This is a genomic window from Streptomyces hygroscopicus subsp. hygroscopicus (assembly GCF_001553455.1).
GTDB lineage: Bacteria > Actinomycetota > Actinomycetes > Streptomycetales > Streptomycetaceae > Streptomyces > Streptomyces hygroscopicus.
On record NZ_BBOX01000047.1, the window covers coordinates 11,401 to 33,906 of the forward strand.

Here is a 22,506-nt window from a genome sequence, read left to right on the forward strand (position 1 = left end):
CGCCCCCGCGCCGGGGGTTCGCCGATCCGCTCCGCCACCAGCGGGAACGAACGTGGCCCCGCCGGACGGGGGCGGGAGGGGGAGAGCCTTCGACGCACCGACGCCGCTGACCGGCAGCCCTCATGACTGCCGGTCAGCGGCGTCGGTGCGTCCGGGTGTCCCGGATCCGCTGCCCGCCACCGGACCTACCGGGCCTGCCGGGCCTACCGGACGAAGACCCCCGCCTGGCTCGCGAGGTCCAGGAAGTACTGCGGGGCAACGCCCAGGACCAGCGTGACCGCCACGCCGATCGCGATGGCCGACGAGGTCAGCGGGCTCGGCACCGCCACGGACGGGCCGTCCGTGCGCGGCTCGCTGAAGAACATCAGCACGATCACCCGGATGTAGAAGAACGCGGCGATCGCCGAGGAGATCACACCGATCACCACCAGCGCGCCGGCGCCGCCGTCGGCCGCCGCCTTGAAGACCGCGAACTTCCCGGCGAAGCCGCTGGTCAGCGGGATACCGGCGAAGGCCAGCAGGAACACCGCGAAGACGGCGGCCACCAGGGGCGAACGGCGCCCGAGCCCGGCCCACTTGGACAGGTGGGTGGCCTCGCCGCCCGCGTCCCGCACCAGGGTGACCACCGCGAAGGCGCCGAGGGTCACGAAGGAGTACGCGGCGAGGTAGAAGAGGACGGAGGAGATGCCCTCGGGGGTGGTGGCGATGACACCGGCCAGGATGAACCCGGCGTGGGCGATCGAGGAGTACGCCAGCAGCCGCTTCACATCGGTCTGGGTGACGGCCACGATCGCACCGCCCAGCATGGTGACGATGGCGACGCCCCACATCACCGGCCGCCAGTCCCAGCGCAGCCCCGGCAGTACGACGTACAGCAGCCGCAGCAGCGCGCCGAAGGCCGCGACCTTGGTGGCCGCCGCCATGAAGCCGGTCACCGGGGTGGGGGCGCCCTGGTAGACGTCCGGGGTCCACATGTGGAACGGCACCGCGCCGATCTTGAACAGCAGCCCCATCAGCACCATCGCCCCGCCGATCAGCAGCAGCGCGTCGTTGCCCATGGTCCCGGCGAGCGCCGGGGTGACGTTCCTGACCTGGCCGTCGACCACGTCCGCGATCCCGGCGTAGGTGACCGTGCCCGCGTAGCCGTACAGCAGGGCGATGCCGAAGAGCAGGAACGCCGAGGAGAAGGCGCCCAGCAGGAAGTACTTGACGGCGGCCTCCTGCGACAGCATGCGATGGCGCCGGGCGAGCGCGCACAGCACGTACAGCGGCAGGGAGAAGACCTCCAGCGCCACGAAGAGCGTCAGCAGGTCGTTGGCGGACGGGAAGACCAGCATGCCGCCGACCGCGAAGAGGACCAGCGGAAAGACCTCGGTGGTGGTGAAACCGGCCTTGACGGCGGCCTTCTCGGCATCGCCGCCGGGCACGGCGGCGGCCTGCGCCGCGAAGGAGTCGACACGGTTTCCGTGCGCCACCGGGTCCAGCCGCCGCTCGGCGAAGGTGAACACCGCCACCAGCGCGACCAGGAGAATGGTGCCCTGGAGGAAGAGCGCCGGCCCGTCGACCGCGATCGCGCCCATGGCCGCGACCCGGGCCTTGCTGGTGCCGTAGTCGCCGGCCGCGAGGCCGATCACGGCGGCGAAGGCCGCGGCCAGGGCGACCACCGAGACGAACAGCTGTGCGGCATAGCGCTGCCGGCGCGGAAGGAACGCCTCGATCAGAACGCCGACGATCGCGGCGCCGAGCACGATCAGCGTGGGCGACAGCTGGCCGTACTCGATATCGGGCGACGGAATCTTGTCGGGCGCCGCCGCCGCTGTTGTCCACAGGCTGTGGACAGTGGCCGCGTGGGTCACTTGGCACCTCCGGAAGCACCGTCGTGGGAAGCACCCTCGGACGCCGGACCGTAATGGAACCAGCCCGCGTCGGTGACGGGGTGCTCGGGCTTGGGATCCTTCTTGTCCACCACGGACAGCGTGTGGCCGACCGCCGGGTTGACGATGTCGGCCAGCGGCTTGGGATAGACCCCGAGGAAGATCAGCAGCGCGATGAGCGGGGCCACGACGACCAGCTCGCGCACCCGCAGATCGGGCATGGACCGCACCTCGGCCTTCACCGGACCGGTCATGGTGCGCTGGTAGAGGATCAGGACGTAGAGCGCCGCCAGCACGATGCCGACGGTCGCGATCACGCCGAACGCCGGGTAACGGCTGAACGTGCCGACCAGGACCAGGAACTCGCTGATGAACGGCGCGAGTCCGGGCAGCGAGAGGGTGGCGAGCCCGCCGATCAGGAAGGTGCCGGCGAGCACCGGGGCGACCTTCTGCACCCCGCCGTAGTCCTCGATGAGCCGCGAACCGCGCCGGGTGATCAGGAACCCGGCCACCAGCATCAGCGCGGCCGTGGAGACACCGTGATTGACCATGTAGAGGGTGGCGCCGCCCTGGCCCTGGGTGGTCATCGCGAAGATGCCCAGGATGATGAAGCCGAAGTGGGAGATCGAGGCGTAGGCGATCAGCCGCTTGATGTCCCGCTGGCCGATCGCCAGCAGCGCCCCGTAGATGATGCTGATGAGCGCGAGGACCATGATCGCCGGGGTGGCCCACGTGCTGGCCTCCGGGAAGAGCTGGAGGCAGAAGCGGAGCATCGCGAAGGTGCCGACCTTGTCGACGACCGCGGTGATCAGCACGGCGACCGGGGCGGTGGACTCCCCCATCGCGTTCGGCAGCCAGGTGTGCAGCGGCCACAGCGGCGCCTTCACCGCGAAGGCGAAGAAGAAGCCGAGGAACAGCAGCCGCTCGGTGCCGGACGCCAGGTCCAGCCGGCCGGCCGCCCGTGCCTGGACGATCTCCTGCAACGAGAAGGTGCCGCTGCCGAGGTGGTCGGCGGTGGCCGCGTACAGACCGACCACCGCGGCCAGCATGATCAGCCCGCCCGCCAGGTTGTAGAGCAGGAACTTCACCGCGGCGTAGGAGCGCTGAGTGGCCGTCTCCTCCTCCGAGCGCCCCCCGGCCCGGTCCCCGAAGCCCCCGATGAGGAAGTACATCGGGATCAGCATGGCCTCGAAGAAGATGTAGAAGAGGAAGACGTCGGTGGCCTCGAAGGAGATCACCACCATCGCCTCGACCAGCAGGATCAGCGCGAAGAAGCCCTGGGTGGGCCGCCAGCGGCGATTGGGGCGGGCGCCTTCGAGCGGATCGGCGTCATGCCAGCCCGCCAGGATGATGAAGGGGATGAGCACCGCGGTGAGCGCGATCAGCGCGACCGCGATCCCGTCCACGCCCAGTTCGTAGCGGACCCCGAAGTCCTTGATCCAGGCATGGGATTCGGTGAGCTGGAAGTGAGCGCCGCCGGGGTCGAAGCGGACCAGCACGATCGCCGCGAGGACGAGCGTGGCCAGGGAGAAGCCCAGCGCCACCCACTTGGCGGCGGCGCGCTTGGCGGCGGGCACGGCGGCGGTGGCGACCGCACCGAGCGCGGGCACCACGGCCGTGGCCGTCAGCAGGGGAAATGACATGACTCAGACCGCCCTCATCAGCAGGGTCGCGGCGATGAGCACCGCCGTACCGCCGAACATCGAGACCGCGTACGTCCGGGCGTAGCCGTTCTGGAGCCTCCGCAGCCGGCCGGAGAGCCCGCCGACCGAGGCCGCGGTGCCGTTGACCACCCCGTCGACCAGCTTGTGGTCGAGATAGACCAGACCGCGGGTCAGGTACTGGCCGGGTTTGACGAGCGCGACATGGTTGAAGTCGTCCTGGAGCAGATCGCGCCGGGCGGCCCGGGTGAGCAGGGATCCGCGCGGGGCGGTCCGCGGCACCGGGCGGCGCCCGTACTGCGCCCAGGCGAGCGCGACACCGATCGCCAGCACCACCATCGTCCCGGCGGTGACCGCCGCGGCACTGAGCGGGGAGTCGCCGTGGCTGTGGCCGGTGACCGGCTCCAGCCACGTCAGGAACGCGTCGTTGAGGCTGAACAGCCCGCCCGCGAAGACCGATCCCACGGCCAGCACGATCATGGGGATGGTCATGGACTTCGGCGACTCGTGCGGATGCGGCTCGGCATGTGCCCCGGCCGATTCGGCGGCGGGCTCGGCACTGGGCTCGTCCGGCGACGGGGTGGTGCCCCAGCGCTTCTCGCCGAAGAAGGTCAGCAGCATCACCCGCGTCATGTAGTACGCGGTGATGGCCGCGCCCAGCAGGGCCGCACCGCCCAGGATCCAGCCCTCGGTGCCGCCCTTGGCGAACGCCGCCTCGATGATCTTGTCCTTGGACCAGAAGCCGGACAGCCCGGGGAAGCCGATGATCGCGAGGTAGCCGAGCCCGAAGGTGACGAAGGTGATCGGCATGTACGTCCGCAGGCCGCCGTACTTGCGCATGTCGACCTCGTCGTTCATGGCGTGCATGACCGATCCGGCCCCGAGGAAGAGCCCCGCCTTGAAGAAGCCGTGGGTCACCAGGTGCATGATCGCGAAGACGTAGCCGATCGGGCCGAGCCCGGCGGCCAGGATCATGTAACCGATCTGCGACATGGTGGACCCGGCCAGGGCCTTCTTGATGTCGTCCTTGGCACAACCGACGATCGCACCGAAGAGGAGCGTGACCGCGCCGACCGTGACCACCGCGGCCTGGGCGTCCGGTGCGCCCTCGAAGATCGGGCCGGAGCGGGTGATCAGGTACACGCCCGCGGTCACCATGGTCGCCGCGTGGATCAGGGCCGAGACCGGGGTCGGGCCCTCCATCGCGTCCCCGAGCCAGGACTGCAGCGGCACCTGGGCCGACTTGCCGCAGGCGGCGAGCAGCAGCATCAGCCCGATCGCGGTGAGCTTGCCCTCGCTCGCGTGGTCCGCGTCCGTCAGCACCGGGGCGAAGGTGAAGGTGCCGAACGTCGTGAACATCAGCATGATCGCGATCGACAGGCCCACATCGCCCACGCGGTTGACGATGAACGCCTTCTTGGCCGCCGTCGCCGCACTGGGCTTGTGCTGCCAGAAGCCGATGAGCAGGTAGGAGGCGAGACCGACGCCCTCCCAGCCGACGTACAGCAGCAGGTAGTTGTCGGCGAGGACGAGCAGCAGCATGGCCGCGAGGAAGAGGTTGAGATAGCCGAAGAAGCGGCGGCGGCGCTCGTCGTGCTCCATATAGCCGATCGAGTAGATGTGGATCAGCGTGCCCACACCGGTGATCAGCAGGACGAAGGTCATCGACAGCTGGTCGAGCTGGAAGGCGACGTCCGCCCGGAAGCCGCCCACCGGGATCCAGCTGAAGACCTTGCTGTGCAGGGCCCGGTCGTGCTCGCCGCGGCCGAGCATCTCGGCGAAGAGCACCGCGCCGATCACGAAGGAGGCCGCGGCGAGCAGCGTGCCGATGTAGTGGCCCTTGCCGTCCAGCCGCCGCCCCCCGCACAGCAGCAGGGCCGCGCCGAGCAGCGGTGCCGCGACGAGGAATCCGATGAGGTTCTCCACTTGAACGCGACCCCTTCTAGAGCTTCATCAGGCTGGCGTCGTCGACCGAGGCCGAGTGGCGGGAGCGGAAGACGGTCACGATGATCGCGAGACCGACCACGACCTCCGCCGCCGCGACGACCATCGTGAAGAAGGCGATGATCTGGCCGTCGAGATTGCCGTGCAGCCGGGAGAAGGTGACGAACGCCAGGTTGCACGCGTTCAGCATCAGCTCGACGCACATGAAGAGGACGATCGCGTTCCGCCTGATCACGACGCCGGCCGCACCAATGGTGAACAACAGGGCGGCCAGGTAGAGGTAGTTGACCGGATTCACTTGGCGACTCCCCTCGAATGCCCGGCGTTCTCGGCGTTCTCGGCGTTCTCCGCGCTCTCGGCGTTCTCGGCGCTCCGGGAACCCCGCCCGTTCTCCGCCTCCGGGGCGCCCCCGGCCTTCTTGCCGCCGCCGGTGGTCTCCCGGCCCAGCCAGCGCTGCGAGCGCCGCTCCAGGGCTGCCAGCTCGGCCAGCGCCTCACCGGAGACGTCCCGGATCTGGCCCCGGCCGCGCAGCGTCGCGTTGACGGTCATCTCCGAGGGGGTGCCGTCGGGCAGCAGACCGGGGATGTCCACCGCGTTGTGCCGGGCGTAGACGCCGGGGGCGGGCAGCGGCGGCACGTTCCGGCCGGTGCGCACCCGCGCCTCGGCCTGCTCGCGCTGGCTGCGGGCCCGCTCGGTGCGCTCGCGGTGGGTCAGCACCATCGCGCCGACCGCGGCGGTGATCAGCAGAGCGCCGGTGATCTCGAAGGCGAAGACGTACTTGGTGAAGACCAGGGCCGCCAGACCCTCCACATTGCCGCCGGAGTTGGCCTGGCCCAGGCCGTTCCACGTCTTCAGCGAGGCATTGCCGATCCCGGCGCACAGCAGGATGCCGAAGCCGAGCCCGCACAGGGCGGCGAGCCAGCGCTGCCCCTTCAAGGTCTCCTTGAGGGAGTCGGCGGCGGTGACACCGACCAGCATCACCACGAAGAGGAAGAGCATCATGATCGCGCCGGTGTAGACCACGATCTGGACCACGCCCAGGAAGTACGCGCCGTTGGCGAGGTAGAACACCGCCAGGACGATCATGGTGCCGGCCAGGCACAGGGCGCTGTGCACGGCCTTGCGCATCAGGACCGTGCCCAGCGCGCCGATCACGGCGACGGTGCCGAGCACCCAGAACTGGAATGCCTCACCGGTGGAGGTGGTGGAGGCCGCCGCGGCCAGAGCGCCGCTCATGCCTGCACCTCCTCGTTCCCCGCGGCCTGGTCGGAGAGGGTCTCGCCCTTGCTGACCGCGGCCTGCCGGGTGGTCCCGGGCGCGGCCTCGGTCACCAGGCCCCGGTAGTAGTCCTGCTCGTCCATGCCGGGGTAGATGGCGTGCGGGGTGTCGACCATCCCGTCCTGCAGGCCCGCGAGCAGCTCCTCCTTGGTGTAGATGAGCGAGGCGCGGCTGCGGTCGGCCAGTTCGTACTCATTGGTCATGGTCAGCGCCCGGGTGGGGCACGCCTCGACGCACAGACCGCACAGGATGCAGCGCAGATAGTTGATCTGGTAGACGCGGCCGTAGCGCTCGCCCGGGGAGTAGCGCTCCTCGTCGGTGTTGTCCGCGCCCTCCACGTAGATCGCGTCGGCCGGGCAGGCCCAGGCGCACAGCTCACAGCCGACGCACTTCTCCAGCCCGTCCGGATGCCGGTTGAGCTGGTGGCGTCCGTGGAAGCGGGGCGCGGTGGGCTTCTTCTCCTCTGGGTACTGCTCGGTGAGCCGCTTCTTGAACATGGCCTTGAAGGTCACGCCGAAGCCGGCCACCGGATTCTGGAAGTCAGACACCATCGGCCTCCTTTCCGTCACTGACAGTGTCGGGGCCACCACTGACAATCAACTCCCGCTCCCGGCGGGAACGTCGGCGGGGTACCGGCGGCAGGGTCTGACCGGGCAGCGGCGGCACCGGGAAACCTCCCGCCATCGGATCGAAGGCGGGCTCCGGTCCCTGTTCCGCTCCGGCCTCGGCCTGCGCCGAACGGTCGCGGAAGAAGTCGACCACGAAGGACAGCAGCAGCAGCGCGATCACCGCACCGCCCACGTACAGCACGATGTCCTGGTAGTCGTAGTTCTCGTTGCGCAGCGCCCGGACGGTGGCGACCAGCATCAGCCAGACCATCGAGATCGGGATGAGCACCTTCCAGCCCAGCTTCATGAACTGGTCGTAGCGGACGCGCGGCAGCGTGCCGCGCACCCAGATGAAGACGAACAGCGACGCGACGACCTTGCCGAGGAACCACAGCAGCGGCCACCAGCCGTGGTTGGCGCCCTCCCAGAAGGTGCTGATCGGCCAGGGCGCCCGCCAGCCGCCGAGGAAGAGGGTGACGGCGACCATCGAGACGGTGACCATGTTGACGTACTCGGCGAGCATGAACATCGCGAACTTGATCGAGGAGTACTCGGTGTTGAAGCCGCCGACCAGGTCGCCCTCGGACTCCGGCATGTCGAAGGGCGCCCGGTTGGTCTCACCGATCATCGAGACGATGTAGATGAGGAAGGAGACCGGCAGCAGCACCGCGTACCAGCGGTCCTGCTGGGATTCGACGATCTGCGAGGTCGACATCGACCCGGAGTAGAGGAAGACCGCCGCGAAGGAGAGCCCCATCGCGATCTCGTAGCTGATCATCTGGGCGCAGGAGCGCAAGCCCCCCAGGAGCGGATAGGTCGAGCCGGAGGACCAGCCCGCCAGCACGATGCCGTAGATGCCGACCGAGGCGGTGGCGAGGATGTAGAGGACGGCGATCGGCAGATCGGTCAGCTGCATCGCGGTGCGGTGCCCGAAGACCGAGACCTCGCCGCCGGCCGGGCCGAACGGCATCACCGCGACCGCCATGAAGGCGGGGATGGCCGCGACGACCGGCGCCAGGACGTAGACCACCTTGTCCGCGCCCTTGACGACCACGTCCTCCTTGAACATCAGCTTCACGCCGTCCGCGAGGGACTGCAGCATGCCCCAGGGCCCATGGCGGTTGGGCCCGATGCGCAGCTGCATCCAGCCGACCACCTTGCGCTCCATGACGATGGAGATGAGCACCGTCACCATCAGGAACGCGAAGCAGAAGACGGCCTTGATCAGGATCAGCCACCACGGGTCGCGGCCGAACATCGACAGGTCCTCTGCGGCGAGGTAGTTCACTGGGTCACCTCCGTCGCGGGGGCAGTGATCGTGACGACATCGCCGGGGCGGGCCCCCAGATCGCGCTGGACGCCGCCGCCGGCGGAGGCCAGCGGCAGCCAGACCACCCGGTCGGGCATCGGGGTGACGCACAGCGGCAGGTGCAGGGAGCCGGCCGGGCCGGTGACGCGGAGCAGCTGGCCGTCCTCGACCCCCGCCTCGTCCGCCGTGGCCGCCGAGAGCCGGGCCACGGCCGCGTGGCGGGTGGCCGCCAGCGCCGGATCGCCTTCCTGCAGCCGGCCCTGGTCGAGCAGCAGCCGATGGCCGGCGAGCACCGCCTCGCCCTCGGCCGGCCGGGGCAGCGGACCGCCCGTTTCCAGCGCGGCGGTGGCGCGCGGGCCCTGCCAGGTGCCGAGCCGGGCCATCTCGGCCCGTACGGCCTCGATGTCCGGCAGGTCCAGGGGCGTGTCCAGCGCGTCGGCCAGCATGTGCAGCACCCGGGCGTCCGGGAGGGTGTGACGGCGGGTCATCTGGTCGGGCTTGAGCGCCGCCTCGAACGGCCGGGCCCGGCCCTCCCAGTTGAGGAAGGTGCCCGGCTTCTCGACGACCGCCGCGACCGGCAGCACCACATCGGCCCGCTCGGTGACCTCCGAGGGCCGCTGTTCCAGGCTGACCACGAAGTCCACCGCCTCCAGCGCCTCCAGCGCCCGCGCCGGATCGGGCAGATCGGCGATCTGGACGCCCGCGACCAGCAGCGCGCCGAGCCCGCCGACCGCCGCGGCCTCGATGATCTGGCCGGTGTCCCGGCCCACCTGGTGCGGAAGATCGGCGGTCCCCCAGACGGAGGCGACCTCCTCGCGGGCCCGCGGATCGTGGGCCGGGCGGCCGCCGGGCAGCAGCCCGGGAAGCGCCCCCGCCTCGAGCGCGCCCCGCTCGCCCGCCCGGCGCGGAATCCAGGCGAGCGTGGCCCCGGTGGCGGCGGCGGCCCGTACGGCGGCGGTCAGCCCGCCGGCCACGGACGCCAGCCGCTCGCCCACGATGATCACCGCGCCCTCCTGGCGCAGCGCCTCGGCGGCCCGCTCCCCGCTCTCGTCCAGTCCGGTGCGGCCCGCGATGGCGTCCAGCCACTCGGTCTCGGTGCCGGGGGCGGCCGGCAGCAGGGTGCCGCCCGCCTTCTCCAGTCCCCGGGTGGCGTGGGTGGCCAGGGAGAAGGTGCGCTGTCCGCGCTTGCGGTGCGCCTTGCGCAGCCGCAGGAAGACGCCGGGCGACTCCTCCTCGGACTCGAAACCGACCAGCAGGACGGCCGGGGCCTTCTCCAGCGCGGTGTAGGTGAGCCCGCTGCCGTCCAGGTCACGGCCCCGGCCCGCGATGTGGGTGGCCAGGAAGTCGGCCTCCTCGTCGCTGTGCGTACGGGCGCGGAAGTCGATGTCGTTGGTGTCCAGGGCGAGCCGCGCGAACTTCGCGTAGGCGTACGCGTCCTCGACGGTCAGCCGGCCGCCGGTGAGCACGCCGGTGCGGCCGCGCGCCGCGCCGAGCCCCGCCGCCGCCGCGGCCAGCGCCTCGGGCCAGCTCGCCGGCTCCAGCTTCCCGGTCTCGCGGTCGCGCACCAGCGGGGTGGTGAGCCGGTCCGGCAGCTGCGCGTAGCGGAAGCCGAAGCGGCCCTTGTCGCAGATCCACTCCTCGTTGACCTCGGGGTCGTCCGCCGCCAGCCGCCGCATGACCTTGCCGCGCCGGTGGTCGGTGCGGGTCGCGCAGCCGCCCGCGCAGTGCTCGCACACGCTGGGCGAGGAGACCAGGTCGAAGGGGCGGGAGCGGAAGCGGTAGGCCGCCGAGGTCAGGGCGCCCACCGGGCAGATCTGGATGGTGTTGCCGGAGAAGTACGACTCGAACGGGTCGCCCTCGCCGGTGCCCACCTGCTGGAGCGCGCCCCGCTCCAGCAGCTCGATCATCGGGTCGCCCGCGATCTGGTTGGAGAAGCGGGTGCAGCGCGCGCACAGCACACAGCGCTCGCGGTCCAGCAGCACCTGGGCCGAGATCGGGACCGGCTTGGCGAAGGTGCGCTTGCGCCCCTCGAAGCGGCTCTCCGCCGAACCCGTGCTCATCGCCTGGTTCTGCAGCGGGCATTCACCGCCCTTGTCGCAGACCGGGCAGTCCAGCGGATGGTTGATCAGCAGCAGCTCCATCACCCCGCGCTGTGCCTTCTCGGCCACCGGCGAGGTGAGCTGCGTCTTGACGACCATCCCGTCGGTGCAGGTGATGGTGCAGGAGGCCATCGGCTTGCGCTGGCCCTCCACCTCCACGATGCACTGGCGGCAGGCGCCGGCCGGGTCGAGCAGCGGATGGTCGCAGAACCGCGGGATCTCGATGCCGAGCAGTTCGGCCGCCCGGATGACCAGCGTCCCCTTGGGGACGGAGATCTCGATCCCGTCGATGGTGACGGAGACCAGATCCTCTCGCGGCACCGCCGCCTCCCCGCCCGACGAGGGTGCGTTGGTGGTCACGGTCATGCGTTCACCCCCAGGTGAGTGGAGCGCGGCTGGTCGGCCCAGACGGTGGACCTGGCCGGGTCGAACGGACAGCCTCCGCCGGTGATGTGCTGCTCGTACTCCGCGCGGAAGTACTTCAGCGAGGAGAAGATGGGGCTGGCCGCGCCGTCGCCGAGGGCGCAGAAGGACTTGCCGTTGATGTTGTCGGCGATGTCCGCCAGCTTGTCGAGGTCGTCCATGCGCCCCTTGCCGGCCTCGAGGTCGCGCAACAGCTGCACCAGCCAGTACGTGCCCTCGCGGCAGGGTGTGCACTTGCCGCAGGACTCGTGCGCGTAGAACTCGGTCCAGCGGGTCACGGCCCGCACCACGCAGGTGGTCTCGTCGAAGCACTGGAGCGCCTTGGTGCCCAGCATCGACCCGGCCGCGCCCACGCCCTCGTAGTCCAGCGGGACGTCGAGGTGCTCATCGGTGAGCAGCGGGGTGGACGAGCCGCCCGGGGTCCAGAACTTCAGCCGGTGGCCGGGGCGCATCCCGCCGCTCATCTCGAGCAGCTGGCGCAGGGTGATCCCGAGCGGGCCCTCGTACTGTCCGGGGTTGGCCACATGGCCGGACAGCGAGTAGAGCGTGAAGCCCGGGGACTTCTCGCTGCCCATCGAACGGAACCATTCCTTGCCCTTGTTGAGGATCGAGGGAACCGAGGCGATGGATTCGACGTTGTTGACAACAGTGGGGCACGCGTACAGACCGGCGACCGCGGGGAAGGGAGGCCGCAGCCGGGGCTGGCCGCGGCGTCCCTCGAGCGAGTCCAGCAGCGCGGTCTCCTCACCACAGATGTACGCGCCGGCGCCGGCGTGCACGGTGATGTCGAGACCGGGCAGTCCGTCCACCCCGAGCTTCTGCCCGCGCCGGTCCGCGGTGCCGAGGTAGCCCGCCTCGTACGCCTCGCGAACCGCCTCGTGCAGCCGCCGCAGCACGGGGACGACCTCACCGCGCAGATAGATGAAGGCGTGCTCGGAGCGGATGGCGTGACAGGCGATGATCATGCCCTCGATGAGGGCGTGCGGGTTGGCGTAGAGAAGGGGGATGTCCTTGCAGGTGCCCGGTTCCGACTCGTCCGCGTTGACGACGAGATAGTGCGGCTTGCCGTCGCCCTGCGGAATGAACTGCCACTTCATTCCGGTGGGGAAGCCCGCGCCGCCGCGGCCGCGCAGACCCGCGTCCTTCACCAGCGCGATCACCGCGTCGGGGTCCATGGCGAGGGCTTTGCGCATGCCCTCGTAGCCCTCGTGCCGCAGATAGGTGCGCAGGGTCCAGGAGTTCGGCTGGTCCCAGAACGCGGAGAGCACGGGTGCCAGCAGCTTCTCGGGGCTGTGCCCATTGATCTCGGTTGTCACGGTCATCACTCCCCCTCCTCGGCGACCGGACCGGCCGGATGATGCGGATCGGAGGCGGAGGTCCGCTGCGGCGCGTCATGAGAGCTGGGGTGCGTCGGCGGCGACTCGTCCTGCGGGGCGTCCGCGGACCTCGGCGAGACGACCCGGCCGGGCGCCACTTCCCCCTTGGCCAGCCGCAGCCCGACCAGCGAGGCGGGCCCCGCGGAGCCGCCGGCCTCGACGGCGCCGGGGCGCGTGTCCGGGAATCCGGCCAGGATGCGGGCGGTCTCCTTGTAGGTGCACAGCGGCGCGCCCCGGGTCGGCTCGACGGTCCGGCCCGCCCGCAGATCGTCGACCAGCCGCTTGGCGGACTCGACGGTCTGGTTGTCGAAGAACTCCCAGTTGACCATCACCACGGGTGCGTAGTCGCAGGCCGCGTTGCACTCGATGTGCTCCAGGGTGACCTTGCCGTCCTCGGTGGTCTCCCCGTTGCCCACCCCCAGGTGGCTCTGCAGCTCCTCGAAGATCGCGTCGCCGCCCATCACCGCGCACAGGGTGTTGGTGCACACCCCCACCTGGTAGTCGCCGGAGGGCCGCCGCCGGTACATCGTGTAGAAGGTGGCGACGGCGGTGACCTCGGCGGTGGTGAGGTCCAGCATCTCGGCGCAGAACCGCATGCCGGTGCGGGTGACGTGCCCCTCCTCGGACTGCACCAGGTGCAGCAGCGGCAGCAGCGCGCTGCGGCTGTCCGGGTAGCGGGCGATCACCTCCCGGGCGTCCGCCTCGAGCCGGGCGCGTACCTCGGCCGGGTAGTCGGGGGCCGGCAGCTCCGGCATCCCGAGCTGGACATCAGTCACCGGTCCACTCCTCCCATCACGGGGTCGATGGACGCGACGGCGACGATCACGTCGGCGACCTGGCCGCCCTCGCACATCGCCGCCACGGCCTGCAGATTGGTGAAGGACGGGTCACGGAAGTGGACGCGGTACGGACGGGTGCCGCCGTCGCTGACCACATGTGCGCCCAGCTCGCCCTTGGGCGACTCGACCGCCACGTACGCCTGTCCGGGCGGGACCCTGAACCCCTCGGTCACCAGCTTGAAGTGGTGGATCAGGGCCTCCATCGAGGTGCCCATGATGTTCTTGATGTGGTCCAGGGAGTTGCCGAGGCCGTCCGGGCCGAGCGCGAGCTGCGCGGGCCAGGCGATCTTCTTGTCCGCGACCATCACCGGACCGGGCTCCAGCCGCTCCAGGCACTGCTCGACGATCCGCAGCGACTGGCGCATCTCCTCCAGCCGGATCAGGAAGCGGCCGTAGGCGTCGCAGGTGTCGGCGGTCGGCACCTCGAAGTCGTAGGTCTCGTAGCCGCAGTACGGATCGGTTTTGCGCAGGTCGTGCGGCAGCCCGGTGGCACGCAGTATCGGTCCGGTGACGCCGAGCGCCATACAGCCGGCGAGGTCGAGGTAGCCGACGTCCTGCAGCCGGGCCTTGAAGATCGGGTTCCCGGTGGCGAGCTTGTCGTACTCGACCAGGTTCTTGCGCATCGTCTTCAGGAAGGCCCGGATCTGGTCGACCGTCCCCGGCGGCAGGTCCTGGGCGAGCCCGCCGGGCCGGATGTACGCGTGGTTCATCCGCAGGCCGGTGATCAGCTCGAAGATGTCCAGGATCAGCTCCCGGTCGCGGAAGCCGTAGATCATGATGGTGGTCGCGCCGAGCTCCATGCCGCCGGTGGCGATGGCCACCAGATGCGAGGAGAGCCGGTTGAGCTCCATCAGCAGCACCCGGATCACCGAGGCCCGGTCCGGCACCTGGTCCTCGATGCCGAGCAGCTTCTCGACGCCCAGGCAGTACGCCGCCTCGTTGTAGAAGGGCGTCAGGTAGTCCATGCGCGTCACGAAGGTGGTGCCCTGCGTCCAGTTCCGGAACTCGAGGTTCTTCTCGATCCCGGTGTGCAGGTAGCCGATTCCGCAGCGGGCCTCGGTGACCGTCTCGCCGTCGATCTCCAGGATGAGCCGGAGCACCCCGTGGGTGGAGGGGTGCTGCGGACCCATGTTGACGATGATCCGCTCGTCGTCGGCCTTCGCCGCGGCGGCCACGACCTCGTCCCAGTCGCCGCCGGTGACGGTGTAGACGGTGCCTTCGGTCGTCTCGCGCGCCGAGGCCGAGGACGGCCCTGGCCCGGAGGGCCCCGTCGAGGGGTGGTGGCCGGGTGACGGGTGGGCGTGGGGGGCAGTCATCAGCTGTACGACCTCCGCTGGTCCGGAGCCGGGATCTGGGCGCCCTTGTACTCGACGGGGATGCCGCCGAGCGGGTAGTCCTTGCGTTGCGGGAAGCCCTGCCAGTCGTCGGGCATCATGATCCGCGTCAGCGCGGGATGACCGTCGAAGATCAGGCCGAAGAAGTCGTAGGTCTCGCGCTCATGCCAGTCGTTGGTCGGATAGACGTCGACGATCGACGGGATGTGCGGATCGCTGTCCGGGGCGCTCACCTCCAGCCGGATCATCCGGCTGTGGGTGATCGACCGCAGGTGGTAGACCGCGTGCAGCTCACGGCCCTTGTCGCCGGGGAAGTGCACTCCGCTGACGCCGGTGCACAGCTCGAAGCGGAGCGCCGGGTCGTCGCGCAGGGTCCGGGCGACCCGCGGAAGGTGCTCGCGGGCGATGTGGAAGGTCAGCTGGCCGCGGTCCACGACGGTCTTCTCGATCACGTTCTCCGGAAGCAGCGACTGCTCCTCGAGCGCGCCCTCGAGTTCGTCGGCGACCTCGTCGAACCAGCCCCCGTACGGCCGGGTGGCCTGGCCGGGCAGCCGTACGGGGCGCACCAGCCCGCCGTAGCCGGTGGTGTCGCCGCCGTTGTTGGCGCCGAACATCCCGCGCTGGACACGGATCGGCTCGCCCTGGTCGCCGCGGTGGCCAGGGAGGTTCTCGGCGTTGAGGTCCTGGTCCGGGTTGACCCCGTTGGACCCGTTGGCGTCAGTCAACGCGTTCCTCCTCCTTCGCTTCTCCGCCCATGAGTCGCAGAGGCGCGGCCATCGCCACCCTCCGCAGCCCGGCGGCCTCGCGTGCGACGCTCACCGCGCCCCCTCCGTTCGCTTCTCCGCCCACGAGGCGCAGAGGCACGGCCATCGCCACCCTCCGCAGCCCGGCGGCCTCGCGTGCGACGCTCACTGGAGCAGCCCCTTCATCTCGATCGTCGGCAGCGCCTTCAGCGCCGCTTCCTCCGCCTCACGGGCCGCGCGCTCGCGGTTGACGCCGAGCTTCTCCTCGCGGATCTTCTGGTGCAGCTTGAGGATCGAGTCGATGAGCATCTCGGGGCGCGGCGGGCAGCCGGGCAGGTAGATGTCGACCGGGACGATGTGATCGACGCCCTGCACGATCGCGTAGTTGTTGAACATGCCTCCGGAGGAGGCGCAGACGCCCATGGAGATGACCCACTTCGGATTCGGCATCTGGTCGTAGACCTGGCGCAGCACCGGGGCCATCTTCTGGCTGACGCGCCCGGCCACGATCATCAGATCGGCCTGGCGGGGCGAGCCGCGGAAGACCTCCATGCCGAAGCGCGCGAGGTCGTAGCGCCCGGCGCCGGTGGTCATCATTTCGATGGCACAGCAGGCCAGGCCGAAGGTGGCCGGGAAGACGGAGGACTTACGGGCCAGCCCGGCGGCCTGTTCCACGGTGGTGAGCAGGAATCCGCTCGGCAGCTTCTCTTCGAGTCCCATGCGATGTTTCCCCTATCTCCTCTAGAGCCCCTTTAGTCCCACTCCAGGCCGCCGCGTCGCCATACGTAGGCGTATGCGACGAATACGGTGAGCACGAAGAGGAGCATCTCCACGAGCCCGAACAGACCGAGGGCGTCGAAGGTGACGGCCCAGGGGTAGAGGAAGACGATCTCGATGTCGAAGACGATGAAGAGCATCGCCGTCAGGTAGTACTTGATGGGGAAGCGCCCACCGCCGGCCGGATGCGGAGTCGGCTCGATGCCGCACTCATAGGCTTCGAGCTTGGCCCGGTTGTAGCGCTTGGGGCCGATGATCGCGGCCATGAGCACCGAGAAGATCGCAAAACCTGCCCCGAGGGCTCCCAGTACGAGGATGGGCGCGTATGCGTTCACCGTCCTCGCTCCCTTCAGTCGACGATGACTGGTTGGCGGACCGCACGGACATGCCGCCGCCCCACGAAGATCGCGCACATGTGAGGCAGTTCACAAGCCGTTTCGCCTGCATCCTATGCCCGTCGGTCTGTGATCTGCGACACGGGGTACGACAACGTCTTTGTGATCTCCACCACCTGACGAAGGATCATGAAGTCGGGTGAGCGGTGATCTTGTACGTGAAGCATCCGAACGGCCACGAGTAGTGACATTCGGAGACGTCATCACAGGTGAGCGCGTCGCGCCCTTATCAAGACATGGTACATACATGCAAATTTGCGATGGACAGCGTCAGCTGATATCGGCCCGCCATTCTCATGAGTGACCTTGGTCCCGGCGCCGATTGATCACCGCTTCGCGCACATGTTCACGAGCGGGTCGGAGCGAGTGAGGTATCCCACGCCCACACTGGTTGTGGATCTCGACTTCACGGGAATTCTTGGTGCGTGGGCCGCGTCGGTGGTAGGCCGCCCAGCGACCCCGCACGACCGTCAAATGCCGTGCGTAGACACATGATCGAGGAATTCGGGCAGGCCGGGCCGAGCGCGCCAGGAAGATCATTTGGCTCCCTTTTGGGGCGTGAACACGCCAAGTGTGGCGGACCCCACTTTTGTTGATCTGGGCCCAAGGACCCTGGTAGCCAGTGACCTATGTCCCCAGTCGCACACATACCCAGCCACCGGAAGCCTCGCCGTGCAGCGTCCACTCGTGCACTCCGCGCAGGGGTGACCGGTGGCTTCCTCACCCTCGCGGTGGCCGGTGCCGCCGTGCCCGCCTCCGCCGCCGAGTCCAACGCGGCCGCCACCGACTCGACCCTGGAGATGCCGACCGTCAGCGCCACACTGGCGAGCACGGCCGCCCAGACCGCCGACGCCACCCAGCAGGCGGCGTCCGACTACGAGCTCCAGGCGCAGCAGGACCAGGCCGCCGCCCACGCGAAGACCGCCGCCAAGAAGGCCAAGGCGGAGGCCGACCGCAAGGCGAAGGAAGCCCGGGAGGCGGCCCGCAAGGCGGCCGCCAAGCGTGCGGCCGAGGCCAAGGCCCAGGCCGCGAAGGCCCAGGTGGCGACCGCCCAGGTGGCGAAGGCGTCGCGGTCCGCCGAGCGCACCACGCTGTCCACCGCCGGCGTCAGCAACGCCTCCGGAAACGTCGCGACGCTGATCAGCTTCCTGAAGGCGCAGCTGGGCAAGGCGTATGTGATGGGCTCCAGCGGTCCGTCCTCCTACGACTGCTCCGGGCTGACCCAGGCCGCCTTCAAGCAGATCGGCGTGAGCCTGCCGCGGGTCTCCCAGGCCCAGTCCACCGCCGGGACCCAGGTCTCGCTGGACTCCCTGCAGCCGGGCGACCTGCTCTACTGGGGCAGCGCCGGCAGCGCGTACCACGTCGGCGTCTACATCGGCGACGGCAAGTTCATCGGCGCCCAGAACCCGAGCACCGGGATCGTCGAGCGCCCGCTGGACTACGACATGCCCACCGGGGCCGTGCGCGTCCTGTAGTAAGGCACTCGACCGTTCATGGGGCCGCCGTTCCCGTCACGGACGGCGGCCTCACGATCTCCTGGCGCAGGCCTACTCCACGATCTCCTGCGCGTAGACCTTCTCCAGGGACTACTGCGCGTAGACCTTCTCCACGAACTCGCCGAGCAGGTCGTCGCTGAGGTGATGGGCCAGATCCGCTTCGGAGATCATTCCGACCAGCCGCTTGTTCTTGTCGATCACCGGCAGCCTGCGGATCTTGTGCTGCTCCATCTCCCGCAGGACGTCACGGACATCGGCGTCCGCGGGGATCCAGCGCGGGGTGCCCTTGGTGAGCCTGCTCACCGGCGTCTGCGACGGGTCGCAGCTCTCCGCGATGCAGCCGACGACGATGTCGCGGTCGGTGACGATGCCGCACAGCCGCTCGCTGCTGTCGCTGACCGGCAGGGCGCCCACGCCCAGGTCCCGCATCAGTTGGGCGGCACGCAGCACGGTCTCGTCCTCCGGGATCCACTGCGCGCCCGGGTGCATGATGTCCGCTGCCTTCGTCATGGTGTACCTCCTGACAGGCCCACCGGTGGCGGAGCCGGCCCTGTGGGCCCGATCGATCCGGCGTCGCCGCGGCTGGCGCGCACGGCGCCCCCGCCTTCATTGTCACCACCTGCCCACGGCGACGTCATGTCGAGCCCGGCGGCGGCTGTCGGTGGCCGGTGCCAGACTGGGTAACGAGGCACACCGGACCTTCTCGGCGCCTTCGCGCCCGACCGTCGAAGGAGCGCCCCATGCTCACCACCGACTACGTGCCCGGCGCCCCCAACTGGCTCGATCTGGGCGCCTCCGACATCGAAGCGGCCGCGGCCTTCTACGGCTCCCTGATGGGCTGGCGCTTCGAGTCGGCCGGCCCCGAAGCGGGCGGTTACGGCTTCTTCAGCCTGGACCGCAGGACCGTCGCCGCCGTCGGGCCGCTCACCGAGGAGGGCGCGCGGCCCGCCTGGACGCCGTACTTCCACACCCCTGACGCCGAGGCGACCGCGAAGACCGTCGAGCAGGCGGGCGGCAAGGTGCGGCTCGCTCCGTTCGACGTCTTCGACGAGGGGCGGATGGCCCAGTTCACCGACCCCGGCGGCGCCCGCTTCGCCGTCTGGCAGCCCGGCAGGACGACCGGGCTGGAGGCGGTCAGCGACCCGGGCACGCTGTGCTGGACCGAGCTGCACTCCCCCGAGCCCCCCAGGGACCTGGCCTTCTACCGCAAGGTCTTCGGCTGGGACGCCGAGGAGGTGTCCTTCCCCGGCGGGACGTACACGGTGCTGATGACCTCCGGCGCCGGCCGGGAGGGCTCCTTCGGCGGCGTCGCCCAGCTCCAGGAGGGGCGCTCGACACCGCCGCAGTGGCTGCCGTACTTCGAGGTGACGGACTGCGACGCGGTGGTTGTGAAGGGGCAGGACCTGGGCGGTTCGGTGCTGATGCCGGCCATGTCGGCCGAGGGGATCGGCCGGATGGCCTGGCTGACGGACGTGGGCGGGGCGCCGTTCGGCGTCATAGCGAGCGGCGGGCCGGGCGCGTAGCCGGTGGCCGCCGGACCGCCGCCCGTGCGGCGAGCGGAGCCTAGCCCCCGGCCCGGGCAGCTCCCCTGCGCGCACCCTTGCGCGGGCGACGTCCGGAGCCACCTGGAGGGTGACGGCCAACATCTCCTCCGCGCACCGCGCGGGCGAGACCGCCGGACCGCCGCCCGTGCGGCGAGCGAAGCCTAGCCCCCGGCCCGGGCGGGGCCTCGGCTCCCCTGCGCGGGCCCCTGGCGCAGGCTACGTCCGGGGTCACCCGGAGAGCGACGGCAACATCTCCTCCCCGCCCCTCCTGGCGCGGACGAGGCCGCTGGACCGCCGCGCGTGCGGCCCGGCGCGGACGAGGCCGCTGGACCGCCGCGCGTGCCCGTGGCGCGGGCGGGGCCCCTGGGAACCCCGCACGCGCACGTGCCCCCTGCCGGGCCGGGCCGTCAGTCGGCTTCTCAGGCCCGCGGGGCCACCTTGGTGAGGCCGTTGATGATCCGGTCCATCGCGTCGCCGCCCGTCGGATCCGTCAGGTTCGCCAGCAGCTTCAGGGTGAACCGCATCAGCATCGGATGCGTCAGCCCGCGCTGCGTCGCCAGCTTCATGACCTTCGGGTTGCCGATCAGCTTCACGAACGCCCGGCCCAGCGTGTAGTAGCCGCCGTAGGTGTCCTTGAGGACCTTCGGGTAGCGCTGGAGGGCCAGTTCGCGCTGGGGGGCGGTGGCGCGGGCATGGGCCTGGACGATCACGTCCGCGGCGATCTGACCGGATTCCATCGCATAGGCGATGCCCTCGCCGTTGAACGGATTGACCATGCCGCCCGCGTCCCCCACGAGCAGCAGTCCGCGGGTGTAGTGCGGCTGCCGGTTGAAGGCCATCGGGAGCGCGGCGCCGCGGATCGGGCCGGTCATGTTCTCCGGGGTGTAGCCCCAGTCCTCCGGCATCGAGGCGCACCACGCCTTGAGGATCTCGCGCCAGTCGAGTTCCTTGAACGAGGAGGAGGTGTTGAGGACGCCGAGGCCCACATTGCTCGTGCCGTCGCCCATGCCGAAGATCCAGCCGTAGCCGGGCAGCAGCCGGTCCTCAGGCCCCCGGCGGTCCCACAACTCCAGCCAAGACTCCAGGTAGTCGTCGTCATGGCGGGGCGAGGTGAAGTACGTCCGCACGGCCACGCCCATCGGCCGGTCCTCGCGCCGGTGCAGCCCCATGGCCAGCGAGAGCCGGGTGGAGTTGCCGTCGGCGGCGACGACCAGGGGCGCGTGGAAGGTGACGGGCACCTTTTCCTCGCCCAGCTTCGCCTCGACCCCGGTGATCCGGCCGGTCCGCTCGTCGATGATCGGGGCGCCCACGTTGCAGCGCTCGTACAGCCGTGCCCCGGCCTTACCGGCCTGCCGCGCCAGCTGCTCGTCGAAGTCGTCGCGCTTACGCACCAGGCCGTAGTCGGGGTACGCGGCCAGTTCGGGCCAGTCCAGCTGGAGCCGGACGCCACCGCCGAGGATCCGCAGACCCCGGTTGCGCAGCCAGCCCGCCTCCTCGGAGATGTCGATGCCCATGGCCACGAGCTGCTTGGTGGCGCGCGGGGTCAGGCCGTCGCCGCACACCTTCTCCCGCGGGAAGGCCGTCTTCTCCAGCAGCAGCACGTCCAGCCCCGCCTTGGCGAGGTGGTACGCGGTGGTGGAGCCGGCCGGCCCGGCGCCGACGACGATCACATCGGCGCTGCGCTCCGAGATCCCGGAGGACGCGCTCTCGGTGGGTGCGGTCTCGCTCACGCGGGGTCTCCCCAAGCCTCGGTAACGGCGTGCCGGTCGCGCCGGGCACTGAACAGTCGCAGTCTATTGGGGGGCGTACTCCGGCACTCGCGAAGGGCCGCAGTCCCCGTCGGCCCGGCCGGGGACGGCGGCCCAGGGCGGCCTTACGGTTTCGCAGCTGTCTTACGGTGCGCACCGCCGCCTTACGGTTCGCATCGCCGCCCTACGGTTCGCATCGCCGCGCATCGCCGCCTTACGGTTCGCACCGCCGCCTTACGGCGAGCGCGGAGGCCCGGAGCGGTGGGCCCGCGCCTGCCTCACGGCTCGTCCGGGCAGGCGTTGACGCCCCGCGCGGGCCGCTTACGGCTTGTACGCGCTTAGGGCTTGTACGCGCGGTGCAGGGCCACCACCCCGCTCGTGAGGTTGCGCCAGGCCGGCCGCTCCCAGCCGGCCGACCGGAGCCGGGCGGCCAGGCTGGGCTGGTCGGGCCAGGCGCGGATGGACTCGGCCAGGTAGACGTACGCGTCCGGGTTGCTGCTGACCGACGTCGCGATCGGCGGCAGCGCGCGCATCAGGTACTCGGTGTAGACCGTGCGGAACGGCTCCCATGTCGGGTGGCTGAACTCACAGATGACGACGCGTCCACCGGGCCGGGTCACCCGCAGCATCTCGCGCAGCGCCCCCTCGGTGTCCTGGACGTTGCGCAGCCCGAAGGAGATCGTGACGGCGTCGAAGACCCCGTCCGCGAACGGCAGCCGGGTCGCGTCACCCGCCGTCAGCGGCAGCCGCGGATGGCGCTTCTTGCCCTCCCGGAGCATCCCGAGCGAGAAGTCGCACGGCACCACGTACGCACCCGCCGCCAGGAAGGGCAGCGAGGACGTTCCCGTACCGGCGGCGAGGTCGAGCACCCGCTCACCGGCGCGGGCGTCCACGGCCCGGGCGACCGCCCGGCGCCACAGCCGGGTCTGCCCGAGCGACAGCACATCGTTGGTGAGGTCGTATTTGGCCGCCACGCCGTCGAACATGGCGGCGACTTCATGCGGCTGCTTGTCCAGGGATGCTCGGCTCACGCCCCCATTGTTCACCTCGTCCGCCCC

Annotated in this window: 20 protein-coding genes; 2 read left to right on the plus strand and 18 right to left on the minus strand. The window is 70.3% G+C overall.

Translation table 11 applies throughout. The annotated features are described in order from the left end of the window. Positions 1–203: 203 nt before the first annotated feature. Genes nuoN through AXW62_RS06150 form a run of 15 tightly spaced genes read right to left on the minus strand, consistent with a single transcriptional unit; the run spans position 204 to position 16,600 of the window. On the minus strand, positions 204–1,856 hold the full coding sequence (gene nuoN, locus AXW62_RS06080; RefSeq protein WP_060943587.1) for an NADH-quinone oxidoreductase subunit NuoN: 1,653 nt from the start codon (positions 1,854–1,856) through the stop codon (positions 204–206). Next, entirely contained in the window at positions 1,853–3,517 is a 1,665-nt protein-coding gene (locus tag AXW62_RS06085; RefSeq protein ID WP_060943588.1) for an NADH-quinone oxidoreductase subunit M, read from the minus strand. Before AXW62_RS06085 ends, nuoN begins: the two co-directional genes overlap by 4 nt. Before the next feature lie 3 nt (positions 3,518–3,520). Beyond that, a complete protein-coding gene (gene nuoL, locus AXW62_RS06090; protein WP_060943589.1) occupies positions 3,521–5,461 on the minus strand; it encodes an NADH-quinone oxidoreductase subunit L in 1,941 nt (646 codons plus the stop codon). Between the two features lie 16 nt (positions 5,462–5,477). Next, a complete protein-coding gene (nuoK, locus tag AXW62_RS06095) occupies positions 5,478–5,777 on the minus strand; it encodes an NADH-quinone oxidoreductase subunit NuoK (protein WP_009715954.1) in 300 nt (99 codons plus the stop codon). Further along, the gene (locus AXW62_RS06100) at positions 5,774–6,715 is read right to left on the minus strand and encodes an NADH-quinone oxidoreductase subunit J (RefSeq protein WP_060943590.1); all 942 of its coding nucleotides are present in this window, start codon (positions 6,713–6,715) and stop codon (positions 5,774–5,776) included. The genes nuoK and AXW62_RS06100 overlap by 4 nt, the downstream gene beginning before the upstream one ends. After that, positions 6,712–7,305, minus strand: coding sequence for an NADH-quinone oxidoreductase subunit NuoI (nuoI, locus tag AXW62_RS06105; protein ID WP_079106491.1), 594 nt, complete (start codon positions 7,303–7,305; stop codon positions 6,712–6,714). The genes AXW62_RS06100 and nuoI overlap by 4 nt, the downstream gene beginning before the upstream one ends. Beyond that, positions 7,298–8,623, minus strand: a complete 1,326-nt coding sequence (nuoH, locus tag AXW62_RS06110; RefSeq protein ID WP_236259896.1) for an NADH-quinone oxidoreductase subunit NuoH — start codon at positions 8,621–8,623, stop codon at positions 7,298–7,300. The genes nuoI and nuoH overlap by 8 nt, the downstream gene beginning before the upstream one ends. Before the next feature lie 26 nt (positions 8,624–8,649). Then, the gene (locus AXW62_RS06115; protein ID WP_060943593.1) at positions 8,650–11,139 is read right to left on the minus strand and encodes an NADH-quinone oxidoreductase subunit G; all 2,490 of its coding nucleotides are present in this window, start codon (positions 11,137–11,139) and stop codon (positions 8,650–8,652) included. After that, positions 11,136–12,518, minus strand: a complete 1,383-nt coding sequence (gene nuoF / locus AXW62_RS06120; RefSeq protein ID WP_030834905.1) for an NADH-quinone oxidoreductase subunit NuoF — start codon at positions 12,516–12,518, stop codon at positions 11,136–11,138. Before nuoF ends, AXW62_RS06115 begins: the two co-directional genes overlap by 4 nt. After that, entirely contained in the window at positions 12,518–13,327 is an 810-nt protein-coding gene (gene nuoE / locus AXW62_RS06125) for an NADH-quinone oxidoreductase subunit NuoE (RefSeq protein ID WP_060943599.1), read from the minus strand. Before nuoE ends, nuoF begins: the two co-directional genes overlap by 1 nt. A 17-nt stretch (positions 13,328–13,344) precedes the next feature. Next, positions 13,345–14,727, minus strand: coding sequence for an NADH-quinone oxidoreductase subunit D (locus tag AXW62_RS06130; RefSeq protein WP_030834899.1), 1,383 nt, complete (start codon positions 14,725–14,727; stop codon positions 13,345–13,347). Next, entirely contained in the window at positions 14,727–15,470 is a 744-nt protein-coding gene (locus AXW62_RS06135; RefSeq protein WP_060943594.1) for an NADH-quinone oxidoreductase subunit C, read from the minus strand. The genes AXW62_RS06130 and AXW62_RS06135 overlap by 1 nt, the downstream gene beginning before the upstream one ends. After that, positions 15,463–15,657, minus strand: a complete 195-nt coding sequence (locus AXW62_RS06140) for a hypothetical protein (RefSeq protein WP_060943595.1) — start codon at positions 15,655–15,657, stop codon at positions 15,463–15,465. The genes AXW62_RS06135 and AXW62_RS06140 overlap by 8 nt, the downstream gene beginning before the upstream one ends. Further along, positions 15,654–16,208 (minus strand): NuoB/complex I 20 kDa subunit family protein, encoded by a 555-nt coding sequence (locus AXW62_RS06145; protein WP_030834891.1) that lies wholly within the window; start codon positions 16,206–16,208, stop codon positions 15,654–15,656. Before AXW62_RS06145 ends, AXW62_RS06140 begins: the two co-directional genes overlap by 4 nt. A 32-nt stretch (positions 16,209–16,240) precedes the next feature. Continuing rightward, a complete protein-coding gene (locus tag AXW62_RS06150; protein ID WP_030834888.1) occupies positions 16,241–16,600 on the minus strand; it encodes an NADH-quinone oxidoreductase subunit A in 360 nt (119 codons plus the stop codon). 689 nt (positions 16,601–17,289) lie between these two features. On the opposite strand from AXW62_RS06150, the gene AXW62_RS06155 reads away from it, so the two are divergent. Next, positions 17,290–18,135, plus strand: coding sequence for a C40 family peptidase (locus AXW62_RS06155; RefSeq protein ID WP_030834883.1), 846 nt, complete (start codon positions 17,290–17,292; stop codon positions 18,133–18,135). Positions 18,136–18,246: 111 nt separating this feature from the next. Here AXW62_RS06155 and AXW62_RS06160 read toward each other — a convergent pair whose 3' ends face one another. After that, positions 18,247–18,666: a CBS domain-containing protein gene (locus AXW62_RS06160; RefSeq protein ID WP_030834881.1), complete on the minus strand. Its 420-nt coding sequence runs from the start codon at positions 18,664–18,666 to the stop codon at positions 18,247–18,249. Positions 18,667–18,896: 230 nt separating this feature from the next. Here AXW62_RS06160 and AXW62_RS06165 point away from each other — a divergent pair, with 230 nt between their 5' ends. Beyond that, complete coding sequence (locus AXW62_RS06165; RefSeq protein ID WP_060943596.1) at positions 18,897–19,679, plus strand: VOC family protein; 783 nt, start codon at positions 18,897–18,899, stop codon at positions 19,677–19,679. Positions 19,680–20,119: 440 nt separating this feature from the next. Here the strand turns inward: AXW62_RS06165 and AXW62_RS06170 are convergent, their stop codons facing one another. Then, complete coding sequence (locus tag AXW62_RS06170) at positions 20,120–21,430, minus strand: geranylgeranyl reductase family protein (RefSeq protein ID WP_060943597.1); 1,311 nt, start codon at positions 21,428–21,430, stop codon at positions 20,120–20,122. A 356-nt stretch (positions 21,431–21,786) separates the two neighbouring features. Further along, a complete protein-coding gene (locus tag AXW62_RS06175; protein WP_030834872.1) occupies positions 21,787–22,479 on the minus strand; it encodes a demethylmenaquinone methyltransferase in 693 nt (230 codons plus the stop codon). Positions 22,480–22,506: the final 27 nt, after the last annotated feature.